Raw genomic sequence first — 12,762 nt, 5'->3', positions numbered from 1 at the left:
TTGCGGGCACATCCCAGCGGGTCACGAAAAATCCGCTGTTCTAAGAACAGCGGATTTGGGTGATCATGGCCTGTTGACGGTTCTTGCTCGGTCGCCGATCTTGTCGACGGTATAGTCTTCGGCGTGAGGATCGAAGGCAGTCCAACCACTCTCATTGTACGAGGTGCGGCGCTCTTCCAGATTAACGGAATTGGCCTGGCCGAGAATTGCTTCCGCGTCAGCGATAAGGTTGTCGGCAACCCTGGCTGTCACTAAAGTCCCGCCCCGACGAACACCTTCCGCATAGACATGGGCATCGTCTTCGGGAATTCCAGAATCGGTGAGAGCCCCGACAATGCCACCGGCGGCTCCGCCTACCACCGCACCGCCGAAGGCACCGACGGCCGTGGCGGCGAGCCATCCGGCGGCCACGACCGGGCCGACCCCTGGAATCGCCATAAGACCAAGCCCCGTCAACAATCCGCCAGCGCCCCCAACGACTGCACCGATGCCGGCACCGCCAGCTGCACCTTCCGCAGCGTCGGTGCTATCATCGCGGATGTTGTCGTCGTCGTACCAACCGGTCGAGTTGCTCGCGACAATGCTGATGTCGGAATTCGGAACGCCGTTCGCCTCTAGGTCCCTGACCGCGGCGGAGGCATCTTCATAGTTGTCGAACAGTCCGGTAATAGTCTTCATAGTCTTGAACTCCTAAATTTGTGCTCAGTTGGCGCCGGCAACGACGTTGCCTTGGAAGTCGAGGGCAACAGCGGTGCTTTTGCCGTCTTTGACGGCCTGACCGCGCCAGATGCCCTGATCATCCTTGGTCAGCGCGGTGACGTCAGTGAACCCGGCTTCCTGGATACGGTCCCTGGCTTGGTCTTCGGTGAAGCTGTTCGCGCCCGGCACGGGGGCCGCCGGATTCGTGGTGTCCGGCGTGTTAACGGCCGTCGTGGAGGTTGAAGATCCGGACTGACCGTCAGGCGTCCCGGATGCCATCGCTTCCACCATCTCTCGGTGCATTTTAAGGGTGGGCAGCGTTTCCGCGGCAAAGCTCTTCAAAGGCGCGTTGTCGCCGTCCTGGGCGTAGGTTTCGAACAGAGTGACCGCCTCGGCATGCGCATCTCGCTGCATCTGGATGTAGGGGGCGTCGACCGGGTCGACCGCATTGTTCAAGGTATCGAGATCGGCCTTGTGCTTGGCGTCGAGCGCCGTAGGCACCTCCAGCTTCTGCTCGCCGGCGATCGTCGCGAGTTTGGCGTTGGCGGCGCCATGATCGTCGATCATCTTTTGCGCGAAATCCTCCACGCTCTGGTCCTGAACTTTGCCGGCGGCAACCTTGCTCGATTCCACCTCGAACATTCCGCCGATCGCAGCCTTGTTGACGAATTCTTGGGCGGTGTCCGCCGCGAGCGCGGGGAGCGCAACATAGAGGGCTGCGGCGGTGGCCGCCGAGGCCAGAAGTAAGCGGGTTTTCATGAGAGGTCCTTGTGAGGCACTTCGTGTGCTGAGACAGAAACAAACCGGTATCGCGTTTGTTCCTTTCGATTGTCGATGACGAAGTTATTTGTGCTTCCGCTGGCAATTTTCGGTTTTTTGCCAACCCTCCTGTTCGGAACACAATGCTGACGATCGCATTAAGGGTGGGGCGCAAATGCGCAATTCCTTGAAGGAACAACAATGACGAAGAGCGCTAGACAGTCGTCGGGCAAGCCCGCGACGATCCATGATCAAAAGCTGACGCGAGGGAACGGGGGAGAACTTCACCAGATCGCCGAGGGGGACATCCCGGTCCTGACGACGGCTCAGGGCGGCCCGGTTGCGGACGACCAGAACACTTTGAAGGTCGGCGAGCGGGGGCCAACGCTGATCGAGGACTTTCACTTCCGAGAGAAGATTTTCCACTTCGATCACGAGCGCATCCCCGAACGCGTTGTGCATGCGCGCGGTTATGGCGCACACGGCTTTTTCGAGACCTACGAGTCGCTCGCGGCCTATACGCGTGCCGACATCTTCCAGCGCGCCGGCGAAAAGACGCCGGTCTTTGTGCGCTTCTCGACTGTCGCCGGATCGAAAGGTTCGTTCGACTTGGCGCGAGATGTGCGAGGGTTTGCGGTAAAATTCTATACGCAGGAAGGCAACTGGGATCTCGTCGGCAACAACATCCCCGTGTTCTTCATCCAGGACGCCATCAAATTCCCCGACATTATTCACTCCGTGAAGCCCGAGCCCGACCGCGCCTTTCCGCAGGCCGCGTCCGCCCATGACAATTTCTGGGACTTTATAAGCCTCACACCGGAATCGATGCACATGATCATGTGGGTCATGTCCGACCGCGCCATCCCGCGCTCCTTTCGCTTCATGCAGGGCTTTGGCGTACACACGTTCCGCTTGGTCAATGCCAAGGATGAATCCACCTTTGTCAAATTCATCTGGAAGCCCAAGCTCGGCATGCAGTCGGTGGTCTGGAACGAAGCTGTCAAGATCAACGGCGCCGACCCCGATTTCCACCGGCGCGACCTGTGGAATGCCATTCAGGCAGGCGACTTCCCGGAATGGGAGCTCAACCTGCAGCTTTTCGACCAAGCGTTCGCGGACAGTTTCGACTTCGACGTTCTCGACCCGACCAAGATCATCCCCGAAGAAATTCTTCCACCGGTGCCGGTCGGCCGACTGGTCCTAGACCGTATGCCCGACAATTTCTTCGCCGAGACCGAGCAGGTCGCGTTCATGACGCAGAACGTGCCGCCGGGGATCGACTTCTCCAACGACCCGCTGCTGCAGGGCCGCAACTTTTCCTATCTCGACACCCAGTTGAAACGTCTCGGTAGCCCCAACTTCACGCATATCCCAATCAATGCCCCGAAGTGCCCATTCCACCACTTCCAGCAGGACGGGCATATGGCGATGCGCAACCCTGTCGGGCGCGTGAACTACCAGCCGAATTCCTTTGGCGAAGGCCCTCGGGAATCGCCACAGCGGGGTTTCCGGTCTTTCGCGGATGCGGAGGAAGGGCAGAAGGTCCGGCTACGCGCTGAAAGCTTCGCCGACCACTACAGCCAGGCGCGCCAGTTCTTTAACAGCCAGACTGCACCAGAGCAGCGCCATATCGCGATGGCATTGACGTTTGAGCTGAGCAAGGTCGAGACGGTTGCCATCCGTGAGCGCATGGTCGCGCATCTACTCAACATTGACGAGGGACTTGCCGAAACAGTCGCCGACAAACTCGGCATGAAGGAACTGCCCAAGCCGGCGGATGCCGCTGTTGCGCCCCGCGACGATCTCGAACCGTCGCCAGCGCTCAGTATCATCGAAAACGGCCCGGAAAGCTTTGCCGGCCGCAAGGTTGGCGTGCTTGTCAGTCCCGGCGCCGATGCGGCATTGCTGAAGAAGTTGCAAACAGCGATCGAGAAAGAAGGCGCCGTCATGGAGGTCGTCGCGCCGAAGGTCGGCGGCGTCGAGGCCGCTGACGGCAGCTGGATCGCGGCGAAGCACATGATCGACGGCGGGCCATCGGTTCTGTTCGACGCCGTGGCACTGATCCTCTCTAAAGAGGGAGCTGATCGCTTGACCGGCGAGGCGGCGGCTCGAGATTTCGTCGCCGACGCCTTCGCCCACTGCAAGTTCATCGCGTTCACGCCGGGTAGCATCCCGCTATTGCAGAAGGCCGGTGTCGATCCTGAAGCTGACGAAGGCCTGATCGAGCTCGAGGATCCGAAGGCGGTCGCCAGATTCATCGAGTCATGCCGGAAGCTCCGTCTTTGGAGCCGGGAAATGGCCGTCAAGCTGTGACCGTTGCGAGTGCTTTAGGAGGAGTGCCGAATGGAAATTGTTCGAACTGATGTCTCCCGTGCGACGGCGTTGACCGGAGAGCCTGTCCTGCGGGTTCTCTTCTGCGGAGAAGGCGGGGATTGCGTGACCGTGGACATGGCCAGAATCGAAGCTGGAAATGACGACGCAGCTCTTGATCGGGCACGCGCAATCCTGGTGCAAACCGCTACTTTCGGTCTCGCCGCCAACGATTACGACGCACGAAGTAACGGCAATTTCGACGAAGTCGCCGTCACGGCGGCCGATGGGAACGAGGGCGTTTACATATTCGAGTATCGTGACGGTGAAGGCAGCCGACAGGTCCCGCCGTCGAGGATGCCGAGCTTCGACGCGGCGCGTGAGGAGGCTATGCGCTGCGCAATCGATCTTTTGGTCGACCTGGAGCCGGGTACCGACGCCTTGACAGGCTGGCTCGTACGCGTGCGGGACGAAAGGGGCGAGCTGCTGTGCGCCATCGACGTTCAAGAGGCTGAAGCTGCCCGCCAATCGAGGCAGTGATCCGTGAAAACCTTCTTTCGGGACAATGGCCTCACGATTGCGCTGGTGGCTCTGTTCCTGTTCAGCGGGCTGGGAATGATCTGGTCCGGTCATTCCGCCTACAATCAAGAGCTTCAGCACCACGGCTCTCCAGCAATCGGCCTGCTGGCGTATCTGATGAGCGGCGATTTCCTATCGGCCCTTTTCGAAAACTGGGAAAGCGAATTCCTGCAGATGTCGGCCTACGTCATGCTTACCGCGATGCTGTTTCAGCGCGGCTCGGCTGAATCTCGCGATCCTGACGATCCCGACCGGCCCGACGACGAATTACCGACTACTACCCTGAGGCGGAACCCGGTTCTGTCATGGCTTTATTCTTACTCGCTGGGGATAGCGCTGGCCGTGTTGTTTTTCATCTCCTTTGCGCTGCATTGGTGGGCGAGCCTTGCGGCCGCCAACGCGGAGACGCTTCGGCACGGAGGAGAGGCACAGTCGCTTGCCAGTTACCTCATGGATGCCCACCTCTGGTTCGAATCCTTCCAGAACTGGCAGTCCGAATTCATGTCGACCGCAGTGCTGGTCCTCTTATCGATTTTTCTGAGACACAAGGGCTCTCCAGAATCAAAGCCTGCTGGGGCGGCGAATTCCGAGACGGGCGCTTAGTGCCGGGCGTCCTCTACTCCTCCGGGTTCAGGCGGTAACGAAAGCGTTCCCGGATGTGCTCATTGAAGAAGCGGCCTTTTGCGAAGGCGGCTCTGAATGCAGCATAGACCTCCGCAGGAACACCTTCGTAGTCATAGCGCTTGCCGCTCGCAACGAACCACACAGACAGAACCTCGCTCTCGGGATCGTATTCGCTCTTGCGGATCGAGGTCGAAGGCATGGAGTCGCCCTAGACTAGACGAGCGCCATGGGCATGTAGCGGATGATAACCTTGTCTTGCCGGAACCGGCGTTCGAGCTCGGTACGTCGGCACCGCCAATCGTGCAGATCGATTTCTTCCGCCATCACTTCAAAGATAACTATGTCGTCATTGTCGGTTTGACCGCCTTCCCGCCAAAGACCTTCTGCCGGCGCCTGCAAATAGGCGGTAACGCCCTCGAAATCAGCCGCCAGTTCCTCCTTGACCCGATCGAAATCTTCCCGCGCGAAAGGCTGGCCGGCGTTGTCGGCTCGGGGGAGAAGGATCTGGAACAGGTGCATGCTGGATACTCGCTGACAGCAGTCAACGATTGCAAAGCCTACCGCGTTCCTTGGTTGAAGACCTCTGCCGCGCTTATCCGTGCGACTGAGCCTCGAGGGCTTGCGCGCTCCCTACCGCATCAGGCCCGCGGCGCGCAGAGCGCCCTCGATGACCTTTTTTACCGCTCCAGCTTGCGATCCCTGCAGTTCAATTCGAGCCGGTTCTGCTGGCCTGGCCTTCGCCGGCTCCCCGGACGCAGCCCGAAGGTGAAATGTTGATGGTGTCGTCTCGCCCCTTGGGGTGGCGGACCTCGACCTCGCTGACACGCTCGAGTACTCGGCATCGCCGAGACCCCAAAACCGCGCAATCTCCCGGGTCGAAGAGATGCCTACATCGAGCATGTAAGGTCCGGCCGTGCCGAGGCCGTTGCCGATGGGAGTACCGTGGCCCATACCTGCAATCATATTGATCTCGATTTTCGCCTCGCCTGCTTCGTCAGCCCACACCTGCCGGCTTCGTCCGCGCTCGCTCGTCGAATGCGTCGGCGCCGTGTCGAGTTTGTGCACGCCGCGCCACTGAGCCGCGATGGACCCTGCGTTGCCAGAGGCCACAGTGTGATCGGCGGAGCCCTGCCAGATCGAAATCCTGGGCCACGGCCCATTGTGCTTGGAAGCTTTTCGCACCAGCCGCTGCAACTCCTGCTCAGAGGGGCTGCCGTGGCCGCGCATCCGATCGAACGCTTCCGGAATGGTTGTCGCACAGCCGAAGGCCAGCCCGGCAATGATGCCGCCGCCGGCGAACAGCTCAGGATAAGTAGCCAGCATCGCTGCCGCCATTGCGCCGCCGGCTGAAAGACCGGTGACGAATATTTGCTTTCGGTCCAGGCCGTGGGCAATGACCATCGTCTCGATCATCTGCCGGATCGAAGAGACTTCGCCGCGTTCGCGGGCAGTGTCTGCCGGCAGGAACCAGTTGAAGCAGAGGTTGGGGTTGTTGGCGCGTTGCTGCTCGGGGTAGAGCAGCGCGAAACCGCCCTCGTCAGCGAGTTGAGACCATCCAGAGTGGTGGTCGTAGCTGTCGGCGTTCTGGGTGCAACCGTGCAGTACGACAACGAGCGGCGCCCCGTCCGGGAGGTCAGCGGGCAGATAGTATCGTGCCTGAAGCGCGCCGGGATTGGTGCCGAAATTTCCGAGGGTGGAGAGGCGGTCGGCGGATGTGAAAGAGCTTGGATGTGTGTTTTGTAGCCCGCGCAGTGCTGCAAGGCGCGCGATCGTGTCGGAGATGTTTCGCAATTGAGCCGTCCTTGTTTTTGACGCCCTTGATCGGACGGCGTGTGTGCAACGCACTCGCAGCAATATCGTTGCTGCGCTGCACAATAACAAGGGAGACTGACATGAGGGGGAGATCGGCCGGCCCCTGCGGACCGGCCGATCTGCAACTCAGCGTCGATCGGTGAGGTAGAGCGTCTCTTCGTCGTCGCGCTGCCTGCCGCCCAGTGCCGCAGCGGCACTGGCGATGAAAGCACCGACGATAAGAGACAGCGCACCCAATAGGGCAAAGGTTGCGCCGGCTTTTCGTGCTGTGTCGGCAGCCTCCTGCGCGGTAACCTTTGCCTGCTCCACTTGGGCGAGGACCGCATCGACCCGTGCCGTCGCATCCGCCTGGGACAGGCCTGTGCGTGCCGCGACGAGTTGGCCAAGGTAAGTTTTGTCGTCCGCGGAAACCTCGCCGACAGCCGCACTTGCAACAAGAATGCGTGAGGCCTGGGCAGCAGCCGCCGCGTCACCCTCGGCGCCTGGCGCCGCCAGCCTCGCGGGATCGCTAGGCCGGAACAACGCGTCCACAAAATAGGGGGTCGCATTAGCACCTTCTCCAGCATTCGCAGTTGCACCTGCGGAGGCTCCCATGGCGGCTCCCGAGGCAACGGTCGAAGCCGCTTGTACGCCGGTGCCGATCGCCGACGACAGCGCGGAGCCGAGCACGAAAACGACCAGCATTGTTGCAAGCGCCCAGGCCATGAAGCCATGCGCGGTATCCCGGAAAAAGGTCTCGTCCGTGTGGATACCGACCCACTTGGTGCGAAGGCGTCCGGTAAGATAACCGCCCAGGCCTGACGACAGCCACTGCACGATAACGAGCCAAATCGCGGTGGAGACCGCGAAGGTCGTCGCGCTGGCGCTTTCGCCGGACCACGGAGAGACCATGGTCAGCCCGAGACCCGAGCCCAGCAACATCAGGATAAAGGTGAGGGTTGCGGCAGCGAATGCACCCGCAACGATGGGGCCCCAGCTGACTGCCGAGGAGGACGATTCCACTGGTGCGGCGACATCTGTCGCCGTGATGGTTGATGCCATGATGTCCTCCTATCGCATGAACAGAGCGAGGAGGATGATGATCGGTATTGGAACGCCGAGAAGCCAGAGCAGAATGCCGCGACCCATGGTGGTCTCCTGTCGGTAGTAGGGATCATAAATTGCAACAGCCACCCGATGGTGGCGGGTGGCTGTGTTTGATCAGGCGGCCTTGGCCATTTCGTTGACGGATGCATCCGCCAAGCCGGTTAGGGCCTCGTCGGTCATGGACTCCTCGCCAAGCGTTTGCTCGAGCAACGCGGCGGCATCGTTCATACCGAGCACTTCCGCCCAGCGCTTGAGCGTGCCGTAACGTGTGATCTCGTAGTGCTCGACCGCCTGGGCCGCGGAAATCAGGCCAGCGTCGAGGGCCGGCGTGCCCTTGAATTCCTCGGCGATTTCGTCGCCCTCTTCGAGGATCCCGTCGATCGCCGGGCAGGCCTTGCCTTGAGCACGCTTGCCCATCAGTTGGAACACCTGCTGCAGGCGCTCGACTTGACCTTCGGTCTCGTCCTTATGCTTTTCGAAGGCCGCCTTGAGCTCCGGTGAGGAAGCGGCTCGCGCCATTTTGGGAAGAGCCTTGAGGATCTTCCTTTCCGCGTAATAAATGTCTTTCAATGTGTCGTGGAAGAGATCTTCCAGCGTCTTTTCTTTTGCCATGGGAGTTTTCCGTTGGTGCGCATGCGCTACGCTGCCATTCACGGGGGTCGTGAAGGCGCATGCTCAACAAGCGCGCAGCGGATCAAAGGTTCCCCTGCCGGCGAGCCGAAGACGACGTCGCGTCCACCGCAACGGTCTTCGGCGTGCAAGCGGGCCGCGTTTTTAATCGGTCGTCGCAAGATAGCTGTGCATGTCGACGGCGGCGATCGCCGCATGCCCAAAGGCCACTGCGATCTGGTTGATTTCGTCGACGACGTCGCCTGCGACATAGAGGCCGGCTATGCCCGTGCGCTGGTGCGAGTCTGCAACGAGATTGCCGGCTTCATCGCATGCCGCGCCGAGATCGATGGCGAGCTTTGAGCGCATGGTGCAACCCATGGCGGGGTAGATCGTGTCGAAAGAAAGCATTCTTCCGTCAGGAAGGCTTACAAGAGCTCCAGCGCCCTCCGCGCGCACCGAATCCGGGAGGCATTCTTCCACCGCAACGCCAGCACCGTTGAGCAATTCGCTCGCGGTGGGGTCAAGTTCAGATATTGGCTCGGTCACGAGCAAAGTGACGTCGTTCGAATAGGTCCGCAAGAATACGGCCTTCTTTGCCGCCTGGTCTGCCGGGCCGATTACTGCCACACGTTTGTCGACGATTTCGTAGGCATCGCAAATCGGGCAGAGGCGCAGCGAGCCGCCCGCGATCATGTCGCTCACATCCGCAGTTTGTGGAAGCGTATCCACAATGCCGGTGGCGATAAGCACCGCGCGAGCCCGAATGGGAAAGGATGCGGTGGCGACGAAGTCAGTTCCTTCGCGCCGGAGAGCGGTCACCGTATCGTCGACGAGGTCAACATTACCCATCAGCGCCTGCTGGCGCAGGCGTTCGAGCAAATCGACCCCGGCGATACCGTCGGGAAAACCAGGACAGTTGTGACTGACGGGAATCCACTTCGCGCGGCTTTCGCCCGCGTCGACGACGATGACCCGACGGCGAAACCGCCCGAGATAGGTCGCTGCGGTCAGTCCAGCTGGGCCGCCGCCAATTACGAGGCAGTCGCACGCCATGTCGTGGATCGGATTGTCGCTACCACGAGAATACGCGAGACTTGAAGCTTTGGAGACGGCCGCCCGGGGTATGCCTAGGTTTGGAGGATTGCGCTCCCTCACTTTTCGTCAGCCGAAGCGGGCTCAGCCATCTTCCGATGCTGCTCGGCGAGCAGGCCCGCCGGTGTAACGTTGGCAATCGCGGACTGAATCTTGTTTTTGAGGCCGCTGACAATGTCGCCATCGCCACGTAACATCGCATCCCAGCCCGTCTTTGCGACATCGGCTGGGTCGTCCTTTTCCTGCTGCCCTACATTTGTATCGAGCATGCCGGCACGTTCGAAAAACCGCGTCTCGGTGGCGCCGGGCATCAGACAGGTGACGGTGACGTCGGTGTCTTTGAGTTCGTTGCGCAGCGCGAAAGCAAAGCTGTTCACGAAGGCTTTCGTACCGTTGTAGACGGCTTGGAACGAGCCCGGCATGAAACCGGCGATCGAGCCGGTTAGGAGTATTTTGCCTCGGTTTGCTTCGCGCATGTCACGTCCGACCTTTTGCACAAGGTAGATGGTGCCGACGATGTTGGTGTCGACCACGCGTCTGGCCTCCTCAAAATCCTGGTCGAGGAATGCGTGGCCGAGGCCGCGTCCGGCATTCGCAATTAGGATTTCGACCGGACGTCCAAGCTCGCGCGCAACGTCGTAGAGACGGTCGACACCCTCTGTGGTGGCGAGATCAGCCTGAACGGCACTAACTACAGCGCCGTCCGCTTCAAGTGCGAAGGTCATGTCGTGGATCTCCGGCTCGTCGGCCGCGATGATCAGGTCGTATCCCTGATCAAGGGCGAGCTTGGCGAGTTCGAAGCCAATGCCGCTGGAAGCGCCGGTGACGATGGCAAGGGGTCGGGAGGTCTCAGACATATGGTGCCGGCGTCATGGCTTGAGGACGACTTTGATGCAGCCGTCCTTCTTGTCGTTGAACATCTTGTAGAGGTCGGGGCCTTCTTCGAGGCTCGCCGTGTGGGTGATCACGAAGGACGGGTCTATGTCGCCGTTCTCGATGTGAGCCAGCAGCTTGGGCAGATATCCTTGCACAGGTGTCTGCCCCATCCGCATCGTCAAACCCCGGTTGATGGCGGATCCGAACGGGATCTTGTCGAGAAATCCGCCGTAGACGCCGACAATTGAGACCGTGCCGAAATTGCGCGTGCAGTGGATTGCCTGACGCAGGACATGCGGCCGGTCGGTGCCCATGAAGGTCGCGACCTTTACCCGATCGACCATCGCGTAGAAGCTGGAATTGGCGAGCGGTTCCGTACCGACGGCATCGATACAGGCGTCTGCTCCGCGCCCTTTGGTCAGCTCCTGGATACGGTCGTAGACATCTTCATCGAGGAAATCGATCGTGACGGCGCCGGCGGCCCGCGCCAGTTCCAGGCGCTCTGGGACCGTGTCGATGGCAATAACGCGCTCTGCGCCGAGCAGGAAGGCGCTCCGGATCGCCATCTGTCCCACTGGGCCGCAGCCCCAGATGGCAATCGTGTCACCCTGTTGGATGTCGCAGAAATCCGCGGCCATGTAGCCAGTCGGAAAAATGTCGGAGAGGAACAGCACCTGTTCGTCGGCCAGACCTGCCGGCACCTTGATCGGCCCGACATCGGCGTAGGGCACGCGAAGATATTCTGCCTGGCCGCCGGGGAAACCGCCGAGAAGGTGCGAGTAACCGAACAGGCCAGCAGGTGAATGGCCCCAGAGGGTCTCGGCCTTTTCCTTGCTTTGCTGGGGATTGGACCGCTCGCAGCCCGAGAAGGCGCCACGCTTGCAAAAGAAGCACTCGCCACAGGCGATGACGAACGGCACCACTACCCGATCGCCGACTTTCAGGTTGGAGACGCCTGACCCGACTTCGACAACCTCGCCCATGTTCTCGTGGCCGAGCACATCGCCGCTGTGCATGTCGGGGATAACGCCATTGTAGAGGTGTAGATCGGAGCCGCAGATGGCGCAGGAGGTGACCTTGATAATCGCGTCCGTAGGGGCTTCGATCGTGGGGTCGGGCACGCTCTCGCAACGAATGTCATGTTTGCCGTGCCAGGTGAGTGCGCGCATCGAAACCTCTCGCTGAATTCAAAGCCTAAGCTCTAGCGCGCCTTGTTGTTCCGAAATGCTCTCCCCGGAGTGACATTTGCCCGCTGCAGGAAATGCCTCGGTCGCCTAATTGCGGGCGGCTTCCTTCGTCCATTACTTGGATCACGGTATGCGGGGGTTCGCGGTAAATCCCGGCTTTGATCAGGCGGAAGAGTGCAGGTCGATAGGCGCAACCGGAAGCGCGCGCTTGTGTGCGGTGCTCGAATGCATGTGAAGTATCCGCCTGTAAGCCGCGTCGTCGACCTCTCGGCCTTCCAGGAAGTCGTCGATCTGTTCGTACGTAACACCATAAGCATCTTCGTCCGGGCGAAGCGGAGCCAGGTTTTCCAGGTCGGCAGTCGGAACCTTAGCAACCAGTTCGTTCGGCGCACCCAGATGCGCAGCCAAAGTGCGAATCCGGCGTTTGTTCAACCCCGAAAGAGGAAGGACGTCGGCTGCACCGTCACCGAACTTGGTGAAAGAGCCCATCAGTGCCTCGGCCGCATGATCTGTACCTATGACGAGACCTCGGGTGGCGACAGCCAGCGCGAATTGGGCGATCATGCGCTGACGCGCCTTGATGTTGCCGAGCAAGAAATCCTGGCGGCTGGCATCGCCGAGATCGGCGCCGGCGAGCCTGATCGACTCCAGCATCGCGTCGGCAGCCGGCCGGATGTCGATGCGGAGGACTTCGTCCGCCTGTATCGTATCCAAGGCTCGCTGCGCGTCGCTCTCGTCAGCCTGGGTTCCATAAGGAAGCCGAACGGCCAGAAACTTTGCCGCGTATCCGGTCGATCGCAATTCATCGACCGCGCATTGCGCCAGGAGCGCAGCAGCCAACGAATCAACTCCGCCGCTGATCCCGAGCACATAAGTGCCGAGACCCGATGCCCGCAGATAGGTGGCGAGGAAGTCAATACGCTGCCGGGCTTCCTGAGCGACATCGAAACGGGACGACACTCCTAACATCTCGATGATGCGCTGCTGCTTTATCATTAGCGCTCACTCGTCCTCAAAGCATTCCATCGATGCGCGCCGCCACGAGATTGGCAGTGGTGACCGTCTCCACTTGCATGCCGAAGCGGCTCTCGTAGATGGCCAGCATGGCGTCGTGCGTGGAGTCCGC

The 12,762-nt window shown here is 60.6% G+C and carries 14 protein-coding genes; 3 read left to right on the top strand and 11 right to left on the bottom strand.

All coding sequences use genetic code 11. From position 1 onward, the window contains the following. Window positions 1–63: 63 nt before the first annotated feature. Window positions 64–678: a general stress protein gene (locus tag ACH196_RS24280; RefSeq protein ID WP_396649516.1), complete on the bottom strand. Its 615-nt coding sequence runs from the start codon at window positions 676–678 to the stop codon at window positions 64–66. A 24-nt stretch (window positions 679–702) separates the two neighbouring features. Further along, window positions 703–1,458, bottom strand: coding sequence for a DUF4142 domain-containing protein (locus ACH196_RS24275; protein ID WP_396649515.1), 756 nt, complete (start codon window positions 1,456–1,458; stop codon window positions 703–705). Between the two features lie 201 nt (window positions 1,459–1,659). On the opposite strand from ACH196_RS24275, the gene ACH196_RS24270 reads away from it, so the two are divergent. Genes ACH196_RS24270 through ACH196_RS24260 form a run of 3 tightly spaced genes read left to right on the top strand, consistent with a single transcriptional unit; the run spans window position 1,660 to window position 4,950 of the window. Further along, window positions 1,660–3,771 (top strand): catalase, encoded by a 2,112-nt coding sequence (locus ACH196_RS24270; protein ID WP_396649514.1) that lies wholly within the window; start codon window positions 1,660–1,662, stop codon window positions 3,769–3,771. 30 nt (window positions 3,772–3,801) lie between these two features. Further along, entirely contained in the window at window positions 3,802–4,308 is a 507-nt protein-coding gene (locus ACH196_RS24265; RefSeq protein WP_396649513.1) for a DUF6894 family protein, read from the top strand. Between the two features lie 3 nt (window positions 4,309–4,311). After that, entirely contained in the window at window positions 4,312–4,950 is a 639-nt protein-coding gene (locus ACH196_RS24260) for a DUF6766 family protein (RefSeq protein WP_396649512.1), read from the top strand. 13 nt (window positions 4,951–4,963) lie between these two features. Here the strand turns inward: ACH196_RS24260 and ACH196_RS24255 are convergent, their stop codons facing one another. From ACH196_RS24255 to nadE, 9 genes are all read right to left on the bottom strand, one after another. Further along, on the bottom strand, window positions 4,964–5,170 hold the full coding sequence (locus ACH196_RS24255; RefSeq protein WP_349009727.1) for a KTSC domain-containing protein: 207 nt from the start codon (window positions 5,168–5,170) through the stop codon (window positions 4,964–4,966). A gap of 14 nt (window positions 5,171–5,184) precedes the next feature. Beyond that, window positions 5,185–5,490, bottom strand: coding sequence for a hypothetical protein (locus ACH196_RS24250; protein WP_396649511.1), 306 nt, complete (start codon window positions 5,488–5,490; stop codon window positions 5,185–5,187). A gap of 111 nt (window positions 5,491–5,601) precedes the next feature. Further along, a complete protein-coding gene (locus ACH196_RS24245) occupies window positions 5,602–6,762 on the bottom strand; it encodes an alpha/beta hydrolase family esterase (RefSeq protein ID WP_396649510.1) in 1,161 nt (386 codons plus the stop codon). 147 nt (window positions 6,763–6,909) lie between these two features. Next, complete coding sequence (locus tag ACH196_RS24240; RefSeq protein ID WP_396649509.1) at window positions 6,910–7,824, bottom strand: hypothetical protein; 915 nt, start codon at window positions 7,822–7,824, stop codon at window positions 6,910–6,912. A gap of 159 nt (window positions 7,825–7,983) precedes the next feature. Next, window positions 7,984–8,481 carry a ferritin-like domain-containing protein gene (locus tag ACH196_RS24235; RefSeq protein ID WP_396649508.1) on the bottom strand — a complete coding sequence of 166 codons (498 nt, stop codon included), beginning with the start codon at window positions 8,479–8,481 and terminating at the stop codon, window positions 7,984–7,986. 162 nt (window positions 8,482–8,643) lie between these two features. Further along, on the bottom strand, window positions 8,644–9,534 hold the full coding sequence (locus tag ACH196_RS24230) for an NAD(P)/FAD-dependent oxidoreductase (protein WP_349009732.1): 891 nt from the start codon (window positions 9,532–9,534) through the stop codon (window positions 8,644–8,646). A gap of 98 nt (window positions 9,535–9,632) precedes the next feature. Continuing rightward, entirely contained in the window at window positions 9,633–10,430 is a 798-nt protein-coding gene (locus ACH196_RS24225) for an SDR family NAD(P)-dependent oxidoreductase (RefSeq protein ID WP_396649507.1), read from the bottom strand. A 12-nt stretch (window positions 10,431–10,442) separates the two neighbouring features. Further along, on the bottom strand, window positions 10,443–11,618 hold the full coding sequence (locus tag ACH196_RS24220; protein WP_396649506.1) for a zinc-dependent alcohol dehydrogenase: 1,176 nt from the start codon (window positions 11,616–11,618) through the stop codon (window positions 10,443–10,445). Window positions 11,619–11,798: 180 nt separating this feature from the next. Beyond that, window positions 11,799–12,632, bottom strand: a complete 834-nt coding sequence (nadE, locus tag ACH196_RS24215) for an ammonia-dependent NAD(+) synthetase (protein ID WP_396649505.1) — start codon at window positions 12,630–12,632, stop codon at window positions 11,799–11,801. Between the last annotated feature and the right edge of the window lie 130 nt (window positions 12,633–12,762).

It is taken from the genome of Mesorhizobium sp. IMUNJ 23232, assembly GCF_044326205.1.
GTDB lineage: Bacteria > Pseudomonadota > Alphaproteobacteria > Rhizobiales > Rhizobiaceae > Kumtagia.
Note: the sequence above shows the minus strand (reverse complement) of the source record. Positions and strands in the feature narration are given on the sequence as shown.

What these genes read in the sequence shown, in the direction of transcription:
- ACH196_RS24235 (WP_396649508.1), bottom strand. Translation starts at nt 8,481, where the DNA reads ATGGCAAAAGAAAAGACGCTGGAAGATCTCTTCCACGACACATTGAAA.
- ACH196_RS24240 (WP_396649509.1), bottom strand. Translation starts at nt 7,824, where the DNA reads ATGGCATCAACCATCACGGCGACAGATGTCGCCGCACCAGTGGAATCG.
- ACH196_RS24275 (WP_396649515.1), bottom strand. Translation starts at nt 1,458, where the DNA reads ATGAAAACCCGCTTACTTCTGGCCTCGGCGGCCACCGCCGCAGCCCTC.
- ACH196_RS24220 (WP_396649506.1), bottom strand. Translation starts at nt 11,618, where the DNA reads ATGCGCGCACTCACCTGGCACGGCAAACATGACATTCGTTGCGAGAGC.
- ACH196_RS24230 (WP_349009732.1), bottom strand. Translation starts at nt 9,534, where the DNA reads ATGGCGTGCGACTGCCTCGTAATTGGCGGCGGCCCAGCTGGACTGACC.
- ACH196_RS24265 (WP_396649513.1), top strand. Translation starts at nt 3,802, where the DNA reads ATGGAAATTGTTCGAACTGATGTCTCCCGTGCGACGGCGTTGACCGGA.
- nadE (WP_396649505.1), bottom strand. Translation starts at nt 12,632, where the DNA reads ATGATAAAGCAGCAGCGCATCATCGAGATGTTAGGAGTGTCGTCCCGT.
- ACH196_RS24280 (WP_396649516.1), bottom strand. Translation starts at nt 678, where the DNA reads ATGAAGACTATTACCGGACTGTTCGACAACTATGAAGATGCCTCCGCC.
- ACH196_RS24270 (WP_396649514.1), top strand. Translation starts at nt 1,660, where the DNA reads ATGACGAAGAGCGCTAGACAGTCGTCGGGCAAGCCCGCGACGATCCAT.
- ACH196_RS24250 (WP_396649511.1), bottom strand. Translation starts at nt 5,490, where the DNA reads ATGCACCTGTTCCAGATCCTTCTCCCCCGAGCCGACAACGCCGGCCAG.
- ACH196_RS24225 (WP_396649507.1), bottom strand. Translation starts at nt 10,430, where the DNA reads ATGTCTGAGACCTCCCGACCCCTTGCCATCGTCACCGGCGCTTCCAGC.
- ACH196_RS24255 (WP_349009727.1), bottom strand. Translation starts at nt 5,170, where the DNA reads ATGCCTTCGACCTCGATCCGCAAGAGCGAATACGATCCCGAGAGCGAG.